The organism is Pseudomonas schmalbachii (assembly GCF_017589465.1).
In the GTDB taxonomy this organism is placed as follows: domain Bacteria; phylum Pseudomonadota; class Gammaproteobacteria; order Pseudomonadales; family Pseudomonadaceae; genus Pseudomonas; species Pseudomonas schmalbachii.
Map to the genome: position 1 here is coordinate 857,003 of NZ_JAELYA010000001.1, position 22,049 is coordinate 879,051.

At 65.0% G+C, this 22,049-nt stretch carries 20 protein-coding genes; 15 read left to right on the forward strand and 5 right to left on the reverse strand.

The genetic code is table 11. The features are described from left to right. Window positions 1-47: 47 nt before the first annotated feature. Window positions 48-1,259: an aromatic ring-hydroxylating oxygenase subunit alpha gene (locus JFY56_RS03755; RefSeq protein WP_208312119.1), complete on the reverse strand. Its 1,212-nt coding sequence runs from the start codon at window positions 1,257-1,259 to the stop codon at window positions 48-50. A gap of 241 nt (window positions 1,260-1,500) precedes the next feature. Between JFY56_RS03755 and JFY56_RS03760 the strand changes: the two genes are divergently transcribed. From JFY56_RS03760 to JFY56_RS03830, 15 genes are all read left to right on the forward strand, one after another. Then, window positions 1,501-2,451 (forward strand): LysR substrate-binding domain-containing protein, encoded by a 951-nt coding sequence (locus tag JFY56_RS03760; protein WP_208312120.1) that lies wholly within the window; start codon window positions 1,501-1,503, stop codon window positions 2,449-2,451. Between the two features lie 297 nt (window positions 2,452-2,748). Continuing rightward, complete coding sequence (locus JFY56_RS03765; RefSeq protein WP_208312121.1) at window positions 2,749-4,068, forward strand: NAD(P)/FAD-dependent oxidoreductase; 1,320 nt, start codon at window positions 2,749-2,751, stop codon at window positions 4,066-4,068. Window positions 4,069-4,174: 106 nt separating this feature from the next. Further along, window positions 4,175-5,500 (forward strand): MFS transporter, encoded by a 1,326-nt coding sequence (locus tag JFY56_RS03770; RefSeq protein ID WP_208312122.1) that lies wholly within the window; start codon window positions 4,175-4,177, stop codon window positions 5,498-5,500. Between the two features lie 78 nt (window positions 5,501-5,578). Beyond that, complete coding sequence (locus JFY56_RS03775; RefSeq protein ID WP_208312123.1) at window positions 5,579-6,490, forward strand: dihydrodipicolinate synthase family protein; 912 nt, start codon at window positions 5,579-5,581, stop codon at window positions 6,488-6,490. Further along, window positions 6,483-7,973, forward strand: coding sequence for an aldehyde dehydrogenase (locus JFY56_RS03780; RefSeq protein ID WP_208312124.1), 1,491 nt, complete (start codon window positions 6,483-6,485; stop codon window positions 7,971-7,973). The genes JFY56_RS03775 and JFY56_RS03780 overlap by 8 nt, the downstream gene beginning before the upstream one ends. A gap of 235 nt (window positions 7,974-8,208) precedes the next feature. Next, window positions 8,209-9,120 carry a DMT family transporter gene (locus JFY56_RS03785; protein ID WP_208312125.1) on the forward strand — a complete coding sequence of 304 codons (912 nt, stop codon included), beginning with the start codon at window positions 8,209-8,211 and terminating at the stop codon, window positions 9,118-9,120. Window positions 9,121-9,345: 225 nt separating this feature from the next. After that, entirely contained in the window at window positions 9,346-10,755 is a 1,410-nt protein-coding gene (gabP, locus tag JFY56_RS03790) for a GABA permease (RefSeq protein ID WP_208312126.1), read from the forward strand. Window positions 10,756-10,923: 168 nt separating this feature from the next. Next, entirely contained in the window at window positions 10,924-11,952 is a 1,029-nt protein-coding gene (locus JFY56_RS03795; protein ID WP_208312507.1) for a GlxA family transcriptional regulator, read from the forward strand. A 247-nt stretch (window positions 11,953-12,199) separates the two neighbouring features. Continuing rightward, window positions 12,200-13,591, forward strand: a complete 1,392-nt coding sequence (gene ppnN / locus JFY56_RS03800; protein ID WP_208312127.1) for a nucleotide 5'-monophosphate nucleosidase PpnN — start codon at window positions 12,200-12,202, stop codon at window positions 13,589-13,591. Between the two features lie 284 nt (window positions 13,592-13,875). Beyond that, window positions 13,876-14,973, forward strand: coding sequence for a DUF1615 domain-containing protein (locus JFY56_RS03805; protein WP_208312128.1), 1,098 nt, complete (start codon window positions 13,876-13,878; stop codon window positions 14,971-14,973). A gap of 60 nt (window positions 14,974-15,033) precedes the next feature. Next, window positions 15,034-15,495 carry a hypothetical protein gene (locus JFY56_RS03810; RefSeq protein ID WP_236032415.1) on the forward strand — a complete coding sequence of 154 codons (462 nt, stop codon included), beginning with the start codon at window positions 15,034-15,036 and terminating at the stop codon, window positions 15,493-15,495. Window positions 15,496-15,506: 11 nt separating this feature from the next. After that, on the forward strand, window positions 15,507-15,725 hold the full coding sequence (locus JFY56_RS03815; RefSeq protein ID WP_208312129.1) for a YMGG-like glycine zipper-containing protein: 219 nt from the start codon (window positions 15,507-15,509) through the stop codon (window positions 15,723-15,725). A 400-nt stretch (window positions 15,726-16,125) separates the two neighbouring features. Next, window positions 16,126-17,124 (forward strand): GTP 3',8-cyclase MoaA, encoded by a 999-nt coding sequence (gene moaA, locus JFY56_RS03820; protein ID WP_208312130.1) that lies wholly within the window; start codon window positions 16,126-16,128, stop codon window positions 17,122-17,124. A gap of 35 nt (window positions 17,125-17,159) precedes the next feature. Continuing rightward, on the forward strand, window positions 17,160-18,059 hold the full coding sequence (locus JFY56_RS03825) for a bestrophin family protein (RefSeq protein WP_208312131.1): 900 nt from the start codon (window positions 17,160-17,162) through the stop codon (window positions 18,057-18,059). 147 nt (window positions 18,060-18,206) lie between these two features. Beyond that, window positions 18,207-19,094 carry a LysR family transcriptional regulator gene (locus JFY56_RS03830; protein ID WP_208312132.1) on the forward strand — a complete coding sequence of 296 codons (888 nt, stop codon included), beginning with the start codon at window positions 18,207-18,209 and terminating at the stop codon, window positions 19,092-19,094. Between the two features lie 3 nt (window positions 19,095-19,097). On the opposite strand, the gene JFY56_RS03835 is transcribed toward JFY56_RS03830, so the two are convergent. From JFY56_RS03835 to JFY56_RS03850, 4 genes are read right to left on the reverse strand one after another with little or no spacing between them, the layout of a single operon-like run. Continuing rightward, window positions 19,098-19,373, reverse strand: a complete 276-nt coding sequence (locus JFY56_RS03835; protein ID WP_208312133.1) for a DUF971 domain-containing protein — start codon at window positions 19,371-19,373, stop codon at window positions 19,098-19,100. Continuing rightward, window positions 19,370-20,338: a HEAT repeat domain-containing protein gene (locus JFY56_RS03840; protein WP_208312134.1), complete on the reverse strand. Its 969-nt coding sequence runs from the start codon at window positions 20,336-20,338 to the stop codon at window positions 19,370-19,372. The genes JFY56_RS03835 and JFY56_RS03840 overlap by 4 nt, the downstream gene beginning before the upstream one ends. After that, window positions 20,335-21,192: an ABC transporter ATP-binding protein gene (locus JFY56_RS03845; protein WP_208312135.1), complete on the reverse strand. Its 858-nt coding sequence runs from the start codon at window positions 21,190-21,192 to the stop codon at window positions 20,335-20,337. Before JFY56_RS03845 ends, JFY56_RS03840 begins: the two co-directional genes overlap by 4 nt. After that, a complete protein-coding gene (locus tag JFY56_RS03850) occupies window positions 21,192-21,971 on the reverse strand; it encodes an ABC transporter permease (protein WP_208312136.1) in 780 nt (259 codons plus the stop codon). Before JFY56_RS03850 ends, JFY56_RS03845 begins: the two co-directional genes overlap by 1 nt. Window positions 21,972-22,049: the final 78 nt, after the last annotated feature.

Here is a 22,049-nt window from a genome sequence, read left to right on the forward strand (position 1 = left end):
CGTTTCACAGGCGAGTGAAACGGGGCCGGATTGAAGGCGAGCGAGGCTCAGTCGGCCAGCCGATCCGCCATGGTCGAGCAGTACCAGTCGACGAACTGGCAGACCCCGTTCTCCGCTATCGAGGAGTAAGGTCCGGGCTCATAGGCCGGGGAGCTGACGCCCGCCTGAGCGCCCTCGACCAGACGCCGATCCTGGTCATTCGTCGCGACCCAGACCCGCGTCAGACGGTCGAGGTCGTAGTCGATGCCTTCCTGGGCATCCTTCGGCACCAGCCATTTGGTGGTCACCAGCGTCTCGTTGGGCCCTTGCGGCAGCACACGGAAACTCAGGGCGTGGTCGCCAAGGAAGTGGTTCCAGGTGGACGGATAGTTGAAGTACAGCAGCGCGCCGATGTTCTCCTCGCCGCTGCGGTCGAGGCGCCTGGACACCGCGGCCTTGCCGTCCATGGTGTAGCTGACGGCGCCGGCCGACAGCGGGATGCGCGTCATGCGGAACTGTCCGCCTTCGTCCATCACCAGGCGGCTGGGCAGGCCGGCGGCTTCGCAGCGATCCCAGTGCGCCGCCAGCTCGGGATCTTCCTCGCCCCCTACCCCGGCTACCGAGAGGTTCTCGACGAACGAGTTGAGCAGCTCCGGATGGGTGCCCTCGCAGTGGTAGCACTCGCGGTTGTTCTCGAAGACCAGCTTCCAGTTGCCGCGCTCGATCAGGTTGGACTCGAACGCCACCTTGCAATCCTCCAGGTTGTGGGGAGTGATGAAAGGGGAAACGGCACTGCGGAAACGCTCGAAATCCGGCGCCTTCTCGGCGACGCAGACGAAGATGTAGGTGTTCACCACTTCGCAATGGGCCGGCTTGAGGCCGTAGTCGGCAACGTTGAAATCGGGGCCCATGTTGCCGGCGAACAGCAGCTTGCCATCCAGATCGAAAACCCATTTGTGGTAGGGGCAAACGAGTTTCGCCACCTTGCCGCTGCTCTCGCTGCACACCTTGGAGCCCCGGTGACGGCAGGCATTGTGGAACGCCCGCACCTGCCCATCGCCACCCCGGACCACCGCAACCGGATAGTCCCCGATCTGCAGGGTCAGGTACTGGCCCGGCTTTTCCAGTTCGAAGGTATGGCCGGCGAAGATCCATTCCTTGTGCCAGATCTGCTCCAGATCCTGGCGATAGGCATCGGCGTCGCTGTAAAGCGCGCGAGGAAGGGCGTGGCGCTCCTTGCGCTGGCGGATCAGGGCTAGTACGGCGTTCTTCTTGTCCATTGTTGTTTTCTCCGAAGAGGCGCAGGAAGTTGTCGGTGCTGGCTGAAGCAGCGAAAGATGGAACGGTGAGGTCATCCGGTTGCCGTTTCAGCGTTGGGGCTTTCTGTAGGAATGCCCTTTCGGATAACCTCAGGACGAGCAGCGAAGCCGCCCCGCAGCGATTGCAGCAGTCCGCAGTCTAGGGCGAGGTCGTCAGCCGGCAGAACCGACTTTTTATTCAGGATCTTGATTACATCTAGTTATGGTTAAGCACACCGAACCTGATCAGACCCTGGTCAAGATGCCGCCGCTGCGCGCCGTGAAGGCCTTTGTCGCGGCCGCCAAGTACCAGAACTTCACACGGGCGGCCGAAGCCCTGTGCGTGACCCAGGCGGCGATCAGCCGGCAGATCCGCGAGCTGGAAATCTATCTGGGCGACGAGCTGTTCAAGCGCGTGGGACGCGCCGTGGAACTGACGACGGCGGGCTCGATCTTCTTCGATGCGGTGCAGCTGTCCTTCGTCAACATCTCCCAGGCCGCCGACCGGATTCGCAAGAAGACCACCTCCAGGCGCGTGCTCACCCTCTGCTGCTCCCCGGCCTTCTCGGCGCACTGGCTCGCGCCCCGGCTGCCGAGCTTCTTCAGCGCCAACCCGGACGTCGACCTCAACCTGATCACCACGCAGAATTTCCTGTCCATGGAGCCCGGCGTGCGCCCCGACATCTTCATCACCAAGATGGCCAAGGTCCGCGAGGGGTATCGCAGCTATCCGCTGATGCATGACGTGATCTATCCGGTCTGCACGCCGAAGTACCTTGAGCAGCACCCGGAAATACGCACCCTGGAGGGCCTGCGCGACACCGTGCTGCTGAACCTCAGCCCCTACGGCCGCTCGCAGGTCGCCGAGCATATCGACTGGAAGGTCTGGCTGGCATTGCACGACATCGACCTCGATGCACGCCCGGCCAATGGCCCGCACTTCTTCAATGCCAACGACTACATCCTGCTGGTGCAGATGGTCCTGAACCACCAGGGCGTCTCCCTGGGCTGGGATCACCTGGTGGGGCACCTGGTCGCCGAGGGGCAGCTGGTGCGGCCGGTCGAACAGGAACTGGTGCTCAAGGACACCCTGCACTACCTGACATTCAATGAAGACAAGGAGGATGACGAAGCCTGCTGCCGCCTGCGCGACTGGGTGCTCGCGCAACTCTGATGACCGGAAGTTATCGTTACCCGGCAGATTATGTTATTTAGCCGGACTTTTAATTCCTGTTAGCCTTTAATATTTTTATTTTTCCCAACCTGCTTTCATGCAGGTTTTTTTATGCCTCCTCCAATCCCTCCCCGCTCTCATAACTCCACATCATTGATTGCCTTCCCTAAATGTTGCTTTTGCCGGCAGGAGGGGGTCGTTAATCTTCGAGCCTAATGTAACGGGATCTGCAAGCCGATCCCGAGGCGGCCGCCGCCATCGTCCGGGCGCAAGCTGATATAAGAACAGGCCTCGAAAATGACAAAAATCACATCCTTACCTGCCGATGACAAAAGTTGTGGTTGGTACCATCTGAGCAAACCCCGTCAGCCAAGACCCAGCCATTTTGGCAAGAGTTCGGCCCGCTGGGTTGTAGTAGGTGCCGGCTTTACCGGTCTCGCCGCCGCCCGGCAATTGGCGCTCAACTTCCCCAATGAAGAAATCATTCTTGTCGAAGCGCAGGAAGTCGGGTTCGGTACTTCCGGACGAAACGCCGGTTTTGCAATAGACCTGCCCCACGATATTGGCGCCGATGATTATATCGGCGATATCGAGACGGCGAAGATCAGTCTCAAGTTGAATCTTACCGGCCAGTCATTGCTCAAGGATCTGGTGCAGCAGCACGATATCGATTGCCAGATGAAAGCCTGCGGCAAATACCAGGCTGCCATCGAAGATCGTGGCATCGCCGTACTGGATGCCTATCGGCGCGGCCTGGACAAGCTTGGCCAGGAATACCAGATGATCGAGGCCGACGAGCTTCCCGCGCACATCGGCACGCACTTCTACCGCAAGGCGCTGTTCACGCCGGGGACGATACTCATCCAGCCGTCCGCGCTGGTCAAAGGCCTGGCGGACAGCCTTCCGGACAACGTCACCCTTTACGAAAACACGCCGATCACCGAGGTGGAGTACGGCGACAAGACCGTGCTCACCCACGCCTACGGCAGTATCACCACCGACAAGCTGGTCCTCACCAATAACGCCTTCGGCATGAGCTTCGGGTTCCTCAAGGGCAGGATGCTGCCGGTCTTCACCTACGCCAGCATCACCCGCCCGCTCAGCAGCGACGAGCAGGCTCGCCTGGGTGGCAAACCGTTCTGGGGCGTGATCCCTGCCGACCCGTTCGGCACGACGGTACGCCGCACTCCGGACAACCGCCTGCTGATCCGCAACAGTTTCAGCTTCAACCCGGACGGCCGCAGCAACAGCAAATACATCGAGCGCTTCGTCAACCGGCATCGGGACTCTTTCGAACGTCGATTCCCGATGTTGCCGGATGTCGAGTTCGAATATACCTGGGGCGGCGCACTGGCCCTGTCGAGAAATCACATGGGGCACTTCGGCCAACTGGCGCCGAATGTTTATGGCGCCCTTTGCTGCAATGGACTTGGTGTAACCAGAGGCACCGTCACCGGCAAGTTGCTGGCCGACTGGCTGGCTGGCAAGCGGAGCGAACTTATCGACTTCCTGCTGGGGGCTCCAGGCCCGAATGTTAATCCTCCGGAGCCGCTTCTTTCGGTGGGTGTGAACCTGAATCTTAGTTGGGGCCAATATCGGGCCGGCAAAGAACGCTGAAATTTTTGTGCAACTTGAATTCGGACAACTTGCGCATTCTGAAGCTGGAGGTGTCTTCAGGAACAGGTCCGGATAATGCGAATACTATTAGAGTCGGAAGAAAACAATGACAATTTCCAGATCGGTCGAAGATGTACCTCTCAACAACTTCCACAAGTTGTTGACCATACGTTCCGGCGGCGGCTCGTTCGTCGATGGATATGTCCTGAGCATCATCGGCGTTGCCATGCTGCAACTGACCTCGGGCCTGAACCTCAGCGACTTCTGGCAGGGCCTCATCGCCGCCTCGGCGCTGATCGGCATCTTCTGCGGCGGTTTCCTTGGCGGCTGGCTGACCGACAGGCTGGGCCGCAAGAACGTCTTCTTCGTTGGCCCGACCATCTTCATCCTCGGTTCGCTGGCGCAGTTCTGGGTCGAATCGGCCATGGCGCTGTTCCTGCTGCGCTTCCTGATCGGCATGGCCGTCGGCATCGAGTATCCGGTGGCCACCTCCCTGCTCGTGGAGTTCCTGCCGCGGAAATATCGCGGACCGCGACTGGCCACCCTGACCATCCTCTGGTTCGCCGGCGCGGCGCTCGCCTATGTCGCTGGCAACTTCATCCTGAGCGCAGGCGGCGATGACGCCTGGCGCCTGGTGCTGGCCAGCCCAGCCGTGATCGGCGCGATCCTGTTCGCCGTGCGCATGGGCACGCCGGAATCGCCCCGCTGGCTGTTGAGCAAGGGCCGCGCGGCCGAGGCCGAAAGCATCATCAGGCAGGTGTACGGACCCGACTTCTCCCTGAAGAACCTGCCCGAACAGGCGGAAGCCAAAAAGCTCTCCGTGTGGAATCTCCTGCACTCCGGCTACGGCAAACGCATGCTGTTCGTCAGCGTGTTCTGGACCTGCTCGATCATTCCGGTGTTCGCGGTCTATGCCTTCGCACCGAAGGTACTGCAGGCGCTCAACCTGAAAGGCGACTGGGCCTCGTTCGGATCGGTAGCGATCACCCTGCTCTTCGTGGTGGGCTGCATCATCGCCACCCGCCTGATCAACTCCATCGGCCGCCGCAGCATGCTGATCCAGAGCTTCCTCTGGTCCGGCCTGGCGCTGCTCGGACTGGGCGCGTTCAACAGCGGTTCGGAAGTCCTGATCCTGCTCCTGTTCGGCGCCTACGCCCTGTTCATCGGCGGCGCCCAGGTGCTCCAACTGGTCTACCCCAACGAACTGTTCCCCACCGAGATCCGCGCGTTCGCGGTCGGCGTCGGCACATCGCTGTCGCGGGTCGGCGCCGCGGTAGGCACTTACCTGGTGCCCATCTCGCTGGAAACCCTCGGCATCGCCCAGACCATGTATGCGGCGGCAGCCGTGACCCTCGTCGGCCTGCTGGTCGCCTGGGCGCTGGCCCCCGAAACCCGTTCGCTCAACCTGCAACAGGCGGCGTCGCTCACCTGAAATCCGGACATGCCGCGCCGCCGCACGACTCAGCCGCGCGGCGACAGGCAAGGCCCTCACCCCCAGGAGAATCCAATAATGAACTTCGACGGTATCTTCACCCCGGCAATCACTCCCCTGACCGCAGCGGGAACCATCGACAAACCGGCCTTTGCCGAAGTGCTGGAATACCTGATCGAATCGAAGGTCCACGGCATCGTCATCGGCGGCTCCACGGGCGAGTACTACGCCCATACCGCCCAGGAGCGCTTCGATCTCGCCGCCCAGGCCAGTGATGTGATCAACGGCCGCCTGCCCCTGGTGGTCGGCACCGGCGCCATCCGCACCGAGGAATCGGTCGCCTACGCCGAAGCGGCCAAAGCCATCAAGGCCGATGCGATCCTGGTCGGCTCCCCGCCGTACGCCCTGCCGACCCAGAAGGAAATCGCCCTGCACGTCCGCGCCGTCGACCGCGCGGCGGACCTGCCGATCATGCTCTACAACTACCCCGCCCGCATGGGCGTCGGCATGGGCGACGAGTTCTTCGCCGAAGTGGCCGACTGCAAGAACATCGTCGCCATCAAGGAAAGCTCGGGCGACACCGCCCGCCTGCACCGCCTGGCGGTGTCGCACCCCGAAATCGCCCTGTCCTGCGGCTGGGACGACCTGGCCCTGGAGTTCTTCGCCTGGGGCGCCCGCAGCTGGGTCTGCGCCGGCTCCAACTTCATTCCCCGCGAACACGTCGCCCTGTACGAGGCGTGCGTGATCGAGAAGGACTTCGACAAGGGCCGCCGCATCATGGCCGAAATGATGCCGCTGATGGACTTCCTCGAAAGCGGCAAGTTCATCCAGTCCATCAAGCACGGCTGCGAGCTGAGCGGCCTGCGCGCCGGCGGCGTACGCGCGCCGATGCAGCCGCTGGAAAGCGAAGAGAAGCAGGCGCTGAAGGAGATCCTCAGCGTACTCAAGCGCAACATCGCGAAGATCAGCGAGGGTTCCAACAATGGCTGACTTGCTGAGCAAACAGGAGTACGCGGCGATTGCCGCGAAGCTGAACTTCCGCACCCAGGCGTTCATCGACGGCAGCTTCCGCGACTCGCTGTCGGGCAGGACCTTCACCTCGACCAACCCGGCGACCGGCGAAGCGCTGGCCAGCATCGCGGCGTGCGACGCCGCCGATGTGGACGTTGCCGTGGCCAGCGCCCGCCAGGCATTCGAAGACGGCCGCTGGCACAAGCGCTCCCCCGCCGAGCGCAAGTCGGTGCTGCTGCGCTTCGCCCAGCTGCTCGAAGACAACGCCCACGAGCTGGCCGTGATGGAGAGCCTGGACAGCGGCAAGCCCGTCCGCGAATGCCAGACCATCGACGTTCCCGAGACGATCCACACCCTGCGCTGGCACGCCGAGCTGATCGACAAGATCTACGACGCCACCGCCCCGGTCGGCGGCGCGGTGACCATGGTGGTGCGCGAGGCCATCGGCGTGGTCGGCCTGGTGCTGCCGTGGAACTTCCCGCTGCTGATGCTCGCCTGGAAGATCGGCCCGTCGCTGGCCGCGGGCTGCTCCATCGTGGTCAAGCCGGCCAAGGAAACCACCCTCACCGCCCTGCGCGTCGCCGAACTCGCCTTCGAGGCGGGTGTGCCGGCCGGCGTGTTCAACGTGGTGCCCGGCGGCGGCAAGGACGCCGGCGAAGCCATCGGCCGCCATCCGGACGTGTCCATGGTCAGCTTCACCGGCTCGACCGAGACCGGCCGGCTGTTCCTGAAGTACGCCGCCGAGTCGAACCTCAAGCGCGTGGTGCTGGAGTGCGGCGGCAAGAACCCGGCCGTGGTGATGAACGACGTGGAAGACCTCGACCACGTCGCCCAGCACGTGGTCAACGGCGCCTTCTGGAACATGGGCGAGAACTGCTCCGCCTCGTCGCGCCTCATCGTCCATGCCGAGATCAAGGACGCGTTGCTGGAACGCATCGGCGTGCACATGCGCGACTGGAAGATGGGCGACCCGCTGGACCCGGAAAACCGCCTCGGCGCGATGATCAGCAAGTCCCATTTCGAGAAGGTCCGCTCGTACATCGAGCAGGCCGGCGCCGAGAAGCTGGATACCGTCTTCGGCGGCAAGACCGAGCAGGGCATCTTCGTCCAGCCGACTGTCTACGATGGCGTGAGCCCCGACAGCCGCCTGTTCCGCGAAGAGATCTTCGGCCCGGTCCTGGCAGTCACCAGCTTCAGCGACGTCGACGAAGCCATCGCCCTGGCCAACGATTCGGTCTACGGCCTCGCCGCCTCGGTCTACACCGGCAGCCTGCGCAATGCGCTCAAGCTGTCGCGGGCGATCCGTGCCGGCGTGGTCACCGTCAACTGCTTCGGCGAGGGCGATGCCTCCACGCCGTTCGGCGGCTACAAGGAGTCCGGCTTCGGCGGCCGCGACAAGTCGATCTGGGCCCATGACCAGTACACCGAACTGAAGACCATCTGGATCGACGCTTCCGAATAAGACGAGCGCCGACCGACCCGCTTCGCCACCGTGTTCCGCGCGGCGGCGAAGCGGGCGACCTTTCGTTCTACCCGCACGCAAGCAGCCAATAGCTCAGGAAGAGCGCCGCCAACGCTGCAGCACCCGGCATCCACCGCGTCCGGATGTCATCCCGAATCCCCATTCGTCATCGAAACCAGTGCGCACGACCACAGGGGAGTGTGTCGGCCACGCCATTCGTAAAGACCTGCTGCCCATGCTTTCCGTAGATGTAACCCAGGTTGCTCCTTCGAGCAGCCATCGTGCTTCCCTGACCGTTGCCCACATCGCAGCGGTGCTCTTCGGCCTGACCGGCATTTTCGGCGCGCTGATCCATGCCGATGCCACCGTCATCACCTTCGGTCGCGCCGCCTTCGCGGTGCTTGCCCTGCTGGTCGTTGCGCAAGTGCAGCGACGTTCCCTGTTTCGCGGGCTGAGCTGGCGAAAGCTGGCGATCCTGTTCCTCTCCGGCGCCATGCTCACGGCCCACTGGGTCACCTTCTTCATCGCCATCAAGGTCGGCGGAGTCGCGGTGGCGACGCTTGGCTTCGCCAGCTTCCCGGCCTTCATCGCCCTGCTGGACCTGCTGGTTTTCCGCGAACGGATCGGCGCACGCGAAGCCGTCCTCCTGCTGCTGGTCAGCATCGGACTGGTGCTCGTCACGCCTTCGTTCGACCTGGGCAACCAGGGCACGGTCGGGCTGCTCTGGGGCCTGGCTTCCGGCCTTTCCTTCGCCATGCTGGCCATGACCAACCGCCGCGCCACGCGGGGGATGGACGCCATGCAGGTGGCCTTCTGGCAGAACATGACCGTCGCCCTGCTGATCTCGCCGTTTTCGCTGGAAGGCTTCATGACCGACGGGCTGACGACGACCGACTGGATCTACCTCGGCCTCCTGGGCGTGTTCTGCACGGGGCTGTCGCAGTACCTGTTCGTGAAGAGCCTGGACGGTCTCGATGCGCGCAGCGCCGGAATGATCATCGCGCTGGAGCCGGTGTACGCCATTGCCTGCGCCTGGTGGCTTTTCGGCGAGCGACCCTCGCTGCTGATGGTTGCCGGGGCGGCCCTGATCATCGTCGCCACGGTTCTGTCGGCGCGGAGCAAGCCCGACGAACCGGCCGCCGCCTGACGAGATGCCGCAAGCGCACAAGACGATGTCGTTTTTCCTCAACCCGGTGGCGAGTAGGACCAACCGGCCTCCAGGCCACGTGGACTATGTTGGCCTCGCGTGATGCCTGCCGACAGCGATTGCCGGCGAGCCCAGCGGCGAACCGGCAAGGGCCGGCGCCCAGGCTCCCGGCGACCTGGCGGCAGCTTTGCGTCTCCCATAACAAGTCCAAGAGAAGAGATCCGAATGACCATCACCAGAGCGGAAAACGCAAGCGGCGGACTGGCGCAAGGCTTCAAGCCTCGCCATATCACCATGCTCTCGATAGCCGGCATCATCGGCGCGGGATTGTTCGTCGGCTCCGGACACGCCATCGCGGCGGCCGGCCCTGCCGCGATCGTGGCGTATGCATTGGCCGGGACCCTGGTGGTGCTGGTCATGCGCATGCTTGGGGAAATGGCGGTCGCCAGCCCCGACACGGGCTCGTTCTCCACCTACGCGGACCAGGCCATCGGCCGCTGGGCCGGCTTCACCATCGGCTGGCTGTACTGGTGGTTCTGGGTGCTGGTGATTCCCATCGAGGCGATTGCCGCGGGCGTCGTGCTGAACAACTGGTTCCCGCAATTCGAGACCTGGTTCTACGCGATGTCGGTGACCGTGCTGCTGACCGCCACGAACCTCTTCAGCGTGGCGAAATACGGCGAGTTCGAGTTCTGGTTCGCCATGCTCAAGATCATCGCCATCGTGGCCTTCATCGCGCTGGGCGCTGCCGCCCTGCTCGGCTTGCTGCCCGATCGCGAAGTCAGCGGCCTGCAGCGTCTGCTGGTGGCACACGACGGCTTCATGCCCAACGGCTGGACGGCGATCTTCGGCGCCCTGCTGACGACGATGTTCAGCTACATGGGCACGGAAGCGGTGACCATCGCGGCGTCCGAGTCGAGCAACCCGGCCAGGAACATCGCCAAGGCCACCCGTTCCGTGATCTGGCGGATCAGTGTTTTCTACCTTTTGTCGATCTTCGTGATCATCTCCATCGTGCCGTGGAACGACCCGCTGCTGCCGGTGCAGGGTTCCTACCAGCGCGCGCTGGAAATCATGAACATCCCCTACGCGAAGTTCCTGGTCGACATGGTGGTGCTGGTGGCGGTCGCCAGCTGCCTGAACTCCTCGATCTACATTTCCTCGCGCATGATCTATTCGCTCGGCAAGCGCTCCGATGCGCCGGCCTTCATCCAGCGCACCTCCGGCGCCGGCGTGCCCCGCGCGGCCGTCATCGCCAGCACCCTGATCGGCATGCTGACCACGGCCCTGAACTTCTTCGCGCCGTCCCAGGTGTTCGCCTTCCTGCTGGCCAGCTCCGGATCGATTGCCCTGCTGGTCTATCTGGTGATCGCCTTCTCGCAGCTGCGCATGCGCTCGATGCTGCAGAAGCGCAATGCCGAAATCGCCTTCAGGATGTGGCTGTTCCCCTGGCTGACCTGGGCCGTCATCGCCTTCATCGTCTTCGCCCTGGGCGTGATGTTCGTCATGCCCCAGCACCGGCTCGAAGTGACTTCGACCCTGGGGCTGGCCGTGGCGATCATGCTCATCGGCATCGCCACCAAACGACCGCACCAGCAACCCAAGCATGCTGGCGCCGCGGGGAAACCGGCCTGACCTGAACGGCCAGGCACTTCTGCCGGCCAGTCGCGGTAAATGATCGAACAGGAAGCGCCCGGGCGACGACGTCCGGGCGCTTCCTGTTTTCAAGCTTTTGCCTGGCCCGATGACTTCGTCGGCCCGGGCGCTGAATCGTTGGACCCGTTGGAAGGAAAGAGGACGAGATTGAAAGAAAGGAGGTATTTCAGCGATGGCTTGCAGGGACGCAACCTCCGCTTCGTTGGCGAACAGAAGGACGAGTTCCTGCCGGAAGCACGGGTGGGCTTCGTCCTGCTCGAACACTTTTCTCTTCCGGCCTTCACGCAAGCGCTCGACACCCTGGTCACCGCGAACCTGATCAGGGCGGGAGCTTTTGCCACGCGGACCTTCAGCCTGGATGGAAACTCGGCCGCCAGCGACCTCGGGCTGGTCATCACCCCGAGCGCGGCACTGCGGATCGAGCACCTGCACGAGTTCGATCTTCTGGTGGTGTGCGGCGGCCTGCGAACGGCGCTGCGTCCCACACCCGAGCTGACGCACCTGTTGCAGGCAGCGGCCGAAAAGGGCATCGCACTGGCCGGGCTGTGGAATGGCGCCTGGTTCCTGGGTCAGGCGGGGCTGCTCGACGGCTACAAGTGCGCCGTGCATCCGGAGAATCGGGCAGCGCTCGCCGAAATAGCCAGGAACAGCCAGGTGACCTGCGAGAGCTATGTGGTCGACCGCGACCGGCTCACCGCCGCGAGCCCCATGGGCGCCTTCAACATGGTGCTGAAATGGATCGACAACCTGCATGGACGCGGACTGGTCGACGCCATCGTCGATATCCTCGCCTTCGAAGAGTCCCGCTATCGAAGAGTGCATCCGTCGCTGCACGAGAAAATGAGCGAGCCGGTCCGGGATGCGATCACCCTGATGAGCGCGAACATCGAAGAACCCCTGAGCCAGGATCAGCTTGCCGTTTATGTCGGCCGCTCCAAGCGACAGCTCGAACGGCTGTTCAAGCAGCAACTGGGAACCACGCCGGTGCGTTTCTATCTGGAATTGCGGATAACCGAGAGCCGTCGCCTGCTCCAGCACTCGGACCTGCCCATTTCCGAAGTGAGCATCGCCTGCGGCTTTGCTTCGGCCAGCCACTTCAGCAAGTGTTACGCCGCCTTCTATGGGTACTCCCCATCCAGGGAGGTACGGTACGGGTGCGTGAAGTCGGCGAAGTAGTCGAAGGCTCGCCATCGCCCTGGATGCGGGTTTCAATGATGAGGGAGCAACTGTCGCACAGGCTCATACATAACCAGAAGCATAGGTGAACGGAATGATGCCACGCAGCCAGGCTCGTCTTGCGCGGCACGGTCGAACTACTATTCAGGACAGGCCCCATCTTTCCTGGCCGCCCTTGCGGCCACCGGGGCACGACACCGCGGACACGCGGTCGATGATCCAGATGCCAGAAGTCGGAATCGCATACATGGAAGCAGTAAAGTCCTCCAGATTCACCGTCAACGCCGCCGTCAGCCCCAAGGGCACCCTCGAAACCCTGTCCCAGCGTGAAGTGCAGCAGCTCAGCGAAGCTGGCTCGGGCAGCATCTACGGCCTCTTCCGCCAGTGCGCGCTAGCCATTCTCAACACCGGCGCGCGTATCGACGACGCCAGGACCATCCTCGACGCCTACCGCGACTTCGAGGTCCGCATTCACCAGCAGGACCGTGGCGTGCGCCTGGAACTGGTCAATGCGCCGGCCGACGCCTTCGTCGATGGCGAAATGATCGCCGGCACCCGCGAAATGCTCTTCAGCGCATTGCGCGATATCGTCTACACCGCCAGCGAGCTGGAGAACCAGCGCGTCGACCTGAACAGTTCGCAGGGCATCACCGATTACGTCTTCCACCTGCTGCGCAACGCCCGCACCATGCGGCCGGGCGTGGACCCGAAGATCGTCGTGTGCTGGGGCGGGCATTCGATCAGCAGCGAGGAATACATCTATTCCAAGCGGGTCGGCCACGAGCTCGGCCTGCGCAACCTGGATGTCTGCACCGGTTGCGGTCCCGGTGTGATGAAAGGGCCGATGAAGGGGGCCACCATCGGCCACGCGAAGCAGCGCCATCACGGCGGCCGCTACCTCGGGCTGACGGAGCCGGGGATCATCGCCGCGGAGGCGCCCAACCCTATCGTCAACGAGCTGGTGATCCTGCCGGACATCGAAAAGCGCCTGGAAGCCTTCGTACGCGTCGGCCATGGCATCGTCATCTTCCCGGGCGGGGTCGGCACCGCGGAGGAGTTCCTCTACCTGCTGGGCATTCTCATGCACCCGGCCAACGCCGACCTGCCCTTCCCGCTGGTGCTCACCGGCCCCCGGAGCGCCGAGCCCTACCTGCGGCAACTGCATGAATTCGTCGGCGCGACCCTGGGCGAGGTCACGCAGCGGCGCTACAAGATCATCATCGACGACCCCGCCGAAGTGGCGCGGCAGATGGCCCAGGGGCTGAAGGAGGTCAAGCAGTTCCGCCGGGAACGCAACGACGCCTTTCACTTCAACTGGCTGCTGAACATCGACGAGCACTTCCAGCGCCCGTTCGACCCGACCCACGAGCACATGGGCAGCCTGCAGCTCAGCACCGCGCTTCCGCCCCACGAGCTGGCGGCGAACCTGCGCCGCGCGTTCTCCGGCATCGTGGCCGGCAACGTCAAGGAAAAGGGCGTACGCCTGATCGAAGAGCACGGCCCCTACGAAATCCATGGCGATGCCCGGGTGATGAAACCGCTCGACCAGCTGTTGCAGGCTTTCGTCAAACAGCACCGCATGAAGCTGCCCGGCGGCGCGGCGTATAAGCCCTGCTATCGGGTGGTCGGCGGGAATTGAACTGGCGGGCCTGGCATCGTCGCGATGCCCCCTCACCCTAGCCCTCTCCCTCGAGGGAGAGGGGACTGTTCAGAGTTGCCGGCTGGCACGGCATATCGCCCGACGCAATTGTGCCCCCTCTCCCTCCGGGAGAGGGTTGGGGTGAGAGAATCGCAACGCCGGTGCTGCGCAGCGCAGTCTGAGCGAAGCGATACCCATGCTGTTCCGGATGATGGGTATCGCAAGCTCAACCCATCCTACGATGCCTTTCCACTGTCCCGCTCCATTGAGAAGACTGCCATTCCATGAGCGACCTCGTCACACGTTCCGCCTTTCTTGCCACGCTACTTGCCCTGGCCGCGTGCGGCACACAGAAACCGCAGGAGCCGGTGCTGCGCCCGGCCGAAGTGCGGGCCAAGGTGGTCAGGCTGATGCCGGCCAAGGTGCCGGACCGCCAGGGCTGGGCCACGGATATCCAGGCCGCCTTCGCCGCCCAGGGCATCGCGCCCAGCGACAGCAACCTCTGCGCCGTGCTGGCGGTCACCGAGCAGGAGTCCACCTACCAGGCCGATCCGCCCGTGCCGGGGCTGGCGAAGATCGCCCGGGAGGAAATCCAGCGGCGCGCCAGTCGCCTGCACGTGCCGGCGCTGCTGGTGAGCGCCGCCCTGAAGATCGACTCGCCCACCGGCAAGACCTACGAACAGCGCCTGTCCACGGTGCGCACCGAGAAGGAGCTGAGCGCCATCTTCAACGACTTCATCGGCATGGTGCCCCTCGGCCAGAAACTGTTCGGCAGCCTGAACCCGGTGCACACCGGCGGCCCGATGCAGGTGAGCATCGCCTTCGCCGAAGCCAATGCGCAGCGCTACCCCTATCCGGTCGATGGCTCCATTCGCCAGGAAGTCTTCACCCGGCGCGGCGGCATGTACTTCGGCATCGCCCACCTGCTTGGCTACCCGGTCCACTACCCGCGGCCGCTGTACCGCTTCGCCGATTTCAACGCAGGCTGGTACGCCAGTCGCAACGCCGCGTTCCAGCAGGCGGTAAGCCTCGCCTCGGGCATTCCGCTGGCGCTGGACGGCGACCTGGTCATCCATGGTTCCAGCAAGGCCGGCACAACCGAACTGGCGGTGCGCGCCCTGCAGAAGCAGCTCGGCCTTGGCGAGTCCGCCATCCGCCGGGCGCTGCTCAAGGGCGACAGCCTGGAATTCGAGGAAACCGATCTGTACGAGCGGGTCTTCGCCCTGGCCGAGAAGATCGAGCGGCGCAAGCTGCCCCGCGAAACGATGCCCGGCATCGACCTGAAGAGTCCGAAGATCACCCGCAAGCTGACCACCGAGTGGTTCGCCCGGCGGGTCGACGGGCGCTACCAGAACTGCATGAAGCGCGCCGCAGGGAGCTGATATCGGCTGCGGCGCCCAGGCATTGACATTCGGACCGGGCGGGAGTCCGATGGAGTTTCGATGTTCGACCGGTTCGACGCGCGACCCGCCACTGCGGGCCGCGCCACATCGCCGAGGCTCGGCCTGGCGAGGAGGGAAGCGATGAGGGCATTGCGAATGGGCACGCTGGCATTCGCGGCATGCGTGGCCCTGGCGACGACATCGGGCATTTCCCGTGCCGACGAGGTGCCGATGGTCACCGGCGAGCAATGGATGCAGTCGTCGGAGCAGATCAAGAAGGCCTATCTCGTCGGCATCGCCAATGCCTACCACGTGGAGGCGGCCTTCCACGGATCGACGCCGCCGTCCGATGAGCAGAGCCTGATTCCGCGTTTCGCCAGGGGCCTGAAGGGCCAGACGCTCGACACCGTGCGCGAAGGGCTCGACAAGTGGTACGCCGCCAATCCGGACCGCGTGAATCAGCCCGTCATCGAGACCATCTGGTTCGAGATGGTCGTGCCCGGTTTGCAGCGGAACAAGTAGCGGAGATGAACATGAAGCGATTCCTGGCGTTTGCCGCAGCCCTCACCGCAGCGAGCGTGATCGGCTGCACGTCGATGAGTTCCCAGCAGCAGGGGACGTTGAGCGGCGCAGCCATCGGTGCCGCGGCCGGCGCCGGCATTGCCGCGATCTCCGGCGGCAGCGGCTGGACCGGCGCGGCGATCGGCGCCGTCGCCGGCGGGGTTGCCGGCAATATCAGGGGCAGGAAGTAGGCCACCAGGGTGAAACCCGGCGCCTGGCTGGTCTGTCCCCGTCGCCACCTTTCTGCGGGCTGCAGAAGCCCGTGGCGCCTGTTCGCTCGCGAACGGACACCTGCAGCGGCGTGGTGATAGGGAATGTCGATCAGCTACGAAAGCCTGTGTTCGCATTCAGGCTATGGCCATTCGAAACGGGCGTCCAATCGCTATTCGTGACGACTTGATCGAAACCCTCTATCACTCCGAAAACCACTATCGACGAGGGTTTCATGGCGAAAATCGAAATCCTGGCGCAGTGATAGACAGCATCGATCACTCGGTCGCAACTACCGATTGGACGCCGCGCCTGCCTGCGCTTAGCTTTTCCGCATGACTGGCGCGAGCTTCCTCCGCCAGCGGACATGACGAGGCGCCCATGGCGGACAGGATTTTGCTGGATGGCTTCGATCGGAAGATCGACTACCTGCGGATGTCGGTGACCGACCGCTGCGACTTCCGCTGCGTCTACTGCATGGCCGAAGACATGCAGTTCCTGCCCCGGCAGCGCATCCTCAGCCTGGATGAGCTGTACCTGCTGGCCGAGCGCTTCGTCGCCCTGGGCACCCGCAAGATCCGCCTGACCGGTGGCGAACCGCTGGTGCGCAACGGCATCGTCGAGCTGTGCCGGCGTATCACCGCCCTGCCCGGCCTGCGCGAACTGTGCATGACCACCAACGGCTCGCAGCTCGCCCGCCTGGCCGGCCCGCTGTTCGACGCAGGGCTGTCGCGGCTCAACGTCAGCCTCGACAGTCTCGACCCGCAGCGCTTCCGCGAGCTGACCCGCACCGGCGATCTGGCGAAAGTGATCGCCGGCATCGATGCGGCGCGCGACGCGGGCTTCCGCCATATCAAGCTCAACTGCGTGGTGCTCAAGGGCCGCAACGACGGCGAGATCAACGATCTGCTGCGCTTCGCCATCGACCGCCAGCTGGATATCTCCTTCATCGAGGAAATGCCGCTGGGCGCGATCAGCGAGCACAGCCGTGGCGAATCCTTCTGCTCCAGCGACGAGGTGCGCGCACGCATCGCCGAGCGCTACACGCTGATGGAGTCGGCCGAGTCCACCCAGGGCCCGTCGCGCTACTGGCGCCTGGCCGAGGCCCCGGAAATCCGCATCGGCTTCATCTCGCCGCACAGCCACAACTTCTGCGGCAGTTGCAACCGCGTGCGCCTGACCGTCGAGGGCCGCCTGCTGCTGTGCCTCGGCAACGAGCACTCGGCGGACCTGAAGGCCGTGCTGCGCGCCCATCCCGGCGATCCGCAGCGGCTGGAGAAGGCCATCGTCGAAGCCATGCGGATCAAGCCCTGGAGCCACAACTTCGTGGTCAACGACGAGGTCCAGGTCGTTCGCTTCATGAACATGACCGGCGGCTGATTTCCCGCTTCCACCACCAGACTGGCGCGACACCCATGATCGTTCGACCGAAACCCAACCTGCTCAACGTGCTGATCTCGCTGAAGGGCTCGATAGCCCGGCGCATCGCCGTGCGCAGCCTGATGATCACCCTGCTGGCGGCGCTCATCGTGCTGGTCGGGACCATCCATCCCGACTGGTTCGTGCGGGTCGAGGCCACGCCCTTCACCCTGCTCGGCCTGTCGCTGTCGATCTTCATGAGCTTCCGCAACAACGCCTGCTACGACCGCTGGTGGGAAGGCCGCAAGGCCTGGGGCCGGGTGATCCTGGAGATTCGCGCCTTCGCCCGCCAGAGCGTGGCGATCGGCAACGACGCCCTGCGCGAAAAGCTGCTGCGCGAGCTGTGCGGTTTCGCCCATGCGCTCAACGCCAGGCTGCGCGACGAGGACGAACTCGCCGCGGCGAGCAAGTGGGTGGCCGACCTGCCCGAGCGGCCGGGCCAGAACGTCAGCGACGCCATCCTGCGGCGCATCGGCCGGCAGTGCACGCACCTGGCGCAGCGCCAGGCGATCAGCGAATGGCGGGCCATCGCCCTGGAGGAACGCCTGAACGGCCTGACCGAGGCGCAGGCCACCTGCGAGCGGATCAAGTCGACACCGCTGCCGTTCCCCTACACCCTGCTGCTGCACCGCACGGCCTACATCTTCTGCATCCTGCTGCCGTTCGCCATGGCCTTGCCACTCGGCTGGCTGGCGCCGCTCTTCACCGCCGTGGTCAGCTACACCTTCTTCGGCCTGGACGCCATCGGCGACGAACTGGAAAACCCCTTCGGCCGCGACGAGAACGACCTGCCGACCGACGCCATGGTCCGCACCATCGAGCGGGAGATTCTTTCCTCCCTCGGCCACTGGGAACTGCCGCCGGTGCTGGAGCCGGTGGACTTCGTGCTGAGCTGAAGTCGGGGCTCAGCTTCGCCCCCGTAGGTTGGGCTGAGGCACGAAGCCCAACGAAATGGGTGCAGGCCCCACCAGATGTTGGGCTTCGCAAGCTCAGCGCCAACCTACGCCGTAAACTCGTCATCGCCACGCTGGAGCGTCGTAGCCATGGACATCAAGCAACTCAAATTCCTCATCGCCCTCGACCAGACCCGCCACTTCGGCCAGGCTGCCGCGCTTTGCCATGTCACCCAGCCCACGCTGTCGATGCGCCTGCGCAACCTGGAGGACGAGCTGAATCTCGTCCTGGTGAAACGCAGCCAGCGCTTCGAGGGTTTCACCGAGGCCGGCGAGCGCATCCTCGCCTGGGCCCGCACGCTGCTGTCGGCCCACGACGGCCTGCAGGCCGAGGCGGCGAGTTGCCGGGGACAACTGGTGGGCAGCCTGTGCCTCGGCATGGTGCCGCTGGCCAGCTTCAACCCGACCCACCTGCTCAAACCCCTGGCCGAGCGCTACCCCGAGCTGCGCTTCCAGCTGTCGTCGCTGAGTTCGGAGCAGATCATCGACGGACTCGCGCGCAACCAGCTGGACCTGGGGCTGTGCTACCTGGACCAGGTGGACAGCAGCTTCTTCGAGGTGATCGAACTGGCCTCGACGCGCATGGGCCTGCTGCACGACACCCGCTTCTTCGCCTTCGAGCAGCCGGAACTGCAATGGGAAGCCCTCGGCCAGCTGCCGCTGGGGCTGCTGACCAGCGGCATGCACTTCCGCCAGTCCATCGACCTGAGCTTCCGCAGCCGCGGGCTGGACCCGACGCCCCTGCTGGAAAGCGAATCCACCTTCCAACTGGTCCAGGCGGTGAGCGCCGGCATCTGCTGCGCGATCATGCCGCTTGCCAACGGCCTGGAAGACCTGAACGAACACCTGCGCGTACTGCCCATCGCCGAGGCCACCGTGCACGCCCCGCTTGGTCTGGTCCTGCGCCGCACCGAACCGCGCTCGGTGCTGGCCGAGAAATGCTTCGCCGAAGCCCGGGCGATATTTGGCGAAGCCTGATGCTCAGCCGGCCAGCTCGCACAGATAACTCCAGGGATAGATGCCGCGCTCGTGGCCATCGCTGAACAGCAATTGCACGCCGTAGCCCTGCCCGTTGATCGAGCGCAGGCGGACGTCCGCCGGCACCGCGTCGATGCGGCCGTGCAGGCGCGCCGCGCGGCACTGCGAGCAGGGACAGGCGGCGCGCAGGCGGGCGTGGCTGATCCGGCTGACCTTGCCATCCGCCCACTCCAGGGTAAGCAGGCCGGCGGCGCTGCGCAGGGCGGTCGGCGCGTTCATCGCGCGCCACCCTGCAACTGGCCGATGGCGATGCGCACGGCCTTGCGTACTTCCGGGTCGCAGTCCTGTTCGGCGGCCTGTAGTGCCGGCAGCGCGGCCGGGTCGGCCAGTTCGCCGAGCGCCAGCGCCGCTTCCTTGCGCAGGTTGCTGATGCTGTGGCCGAGCAGTTCGACCAGCGCGGCCAGCGCCCCGACGAAGCGCAGCTTGCCGAGGGCGCGGGCGGCGCGCAGACGCACCTGCCAGTAGCTATCACCAAGCGCCTCGACCAGCGCCGGACCGGCCTCGGCCAGACCGATCTTGCCGAGCGTGGTGGCGGCCTCCTCGCGCACCTGCCATTCCCGGTCGACGAGGGCCGTCTGCAAGGACGCCAGCACGCTGGGGTCGCTGCCGAAACCCAGCGCGCCGGTGGCGGTGCGGCGCACTTCGGTATCGGCATCGTCGCTGGCCAAGCGTGCCAAGGCCGGCAATGCATCGCCCTGCCGGAGCCAGCCGAGAATGCCGACCGCCTCGCGGCGCACGAAGGCGTCGGCGTCTCCCAGCGCACGCAGGGCCAGCGGCGCGGCCTCGGCCAGGCGCAACTCACGCAGGGCGCGCAAGGCGCTGGCGCGGACGAAGGCATCGGCGTGCGCGGCCCAGGGCAGGATCACCCTGCCCGCCTGCGCGTCCTTCAGTTCGGACAAGCTCTGCGCGGCGGCACCGCGCACCGCCTCGTCGGCATCGGCCAGGGCAGCGCAGAGCGCGGCCACCACATCGGGCCCTTCCCAGCCTTCCAGCAGGCGCGCGGCCTCGCTGCGCACCTCGGCGGCCGGGTCGTCGCGCAGAGCGTGGATCAGCCAGGGCAAGGCCTCGGGGTCCTCCAGATCGGCGAGGTCGATCAGGGCGATGCGGCGCACGCTGGCGTCTTCATCAGCGAGGCGCGGCAGCAGATCGAGGATGTCGGAGTTATCGGTGGTCAGGTCGGTCATAGGGCGATTCGCAGTGGCGGGTGATCGGTAGTCGGAAGGCCGAGCGGGGTCAGGCGCGGCAGTTCGCGGCCTTCCTCGTGGCGCAGCAGTTCCAGGCAGTGGCGCTTGAGGTGGACGAAGGCCGGGCTGGTGAGCAGGGACGCTTGCCGCGGGCGGCGAAAATCGACGCGCAGGTCCTCGATGAAACGTCCGGGTCGCGGGCTCATCACCAGCACACGGTCGGCGAGGAACAGCGCCTCGTCGATGTCGTGGGTGACGAACACCACGGTGGTGCGGATGCGCGTCCACACGTCCAGCAGCAGTTCCTGCATGCGCGCGCGTGTCTGCGCGTCGAGGGCGCCGAAGGGTTCGTCCATCAGCAGCAGGCGCGGCCGGTTGACCAGCACGCGGGCGATCTCGGCGCGCTGCTGCATGCCACCGGAAAGCTGGCTGGGCCAGCGCGCGGCGAAATCCTGCAGGCCGACCAGACGCAGCATTTCGCTGGCCTGCGCGTGTCGCTCGGCCTTGCCGATGCCGCGCATCTTCAGGCCGAAGGCGACGTTGTCGAGCACGCTGCGCCAGGGCAGCAAGGTGTGGTGCTGGAACACCATGCCGCGTTCGGGCGAGGGTCCATTCACTGGCTGACCATCGACGCGCAGGCTGCCGGCGCTGGGCTGCAGGTGGCCGGCCAGCGCGCCGAGCAGGGTCGACTTGCCGCAGCCGGAGGGACCGAGGATGCAGACGAACTCGCCGGGCTCGACGGCGAAGCTCAGCCGCTGCACCGCCTCGAAGGCTTGAGCGCCCTGCCCCAGCCGAATCGACAGTTGGTCGATATCGATGCGGCCGGGTTCGATGTTGCGTTCGTAGATGCTCATCAGGCATTCCCCCTGCCGCGATACCAGGGCGTGAACAGGCCACCGAGATACCTGACCAGGCCGCTGCTGCCCATGCCGAGCAGGCCGATCAGCAACATGCCGACGATGATCTCCGGGTAGCGCTGGATGGTGTAGGACTCCCAGGTGTAGTAGCCGATGCCGAACTGCCCGGAGATCATCTCGGCGGTCACCAGGCAGAACCACGAGGTGCCCATGCCGATGGCGAGGCCGGTGACGATGCTCGGCGTGGCGCCCGGCAGCACCACCTCGCGCAGGATCGCCAGCCGCCCGGCACCGAGGCTGCGCGCCGAGGCGACCAGGCGCGGATCGACGGCCTCCACCCCGTGCACGGTGTTGAGCAGGATCGGGAACAGCGCGCCGGTGAAGGTGATGAAGATCATCGACAGCTCGGACGAGGGGAACATCAGGATCGCCAGCGGAATCCAGGCCACGGCCGGAATCGGTCGCAGTACCTCCAGCGGCGGCAGCAGGCTGTCCTCGGCCCACTTCGAGCGGCCGATGGCGAGGCCGAGCAGAACACCGACCACGGCGGCGGACAGATAGCCGGCGAACACCCGCGCCAGGCTGCTGGTCAGGTGCGGCAGCAGCTTGCTGGACTCGACCAGCGCCCAGGCGGCTTCGAGCACGGCAGTTGGCGTCGGCACATAGGTGAAGGTGAGCAGGCCCAGGTCCAGGCGCTGGCTGGCGGCGACCTGCCAGAACAGCAGGCAGGCGGCCAGCGACGCGAGGCGCAGGGGCCAGCGGTGTAATGAGGTCATGAAAATCTCCGCTTCGAGCGCTTGGCTTTTGGTAGGAGCCAGCTTGCTGGCGATCCATCGTTTCCGGTTAAGCGCCGG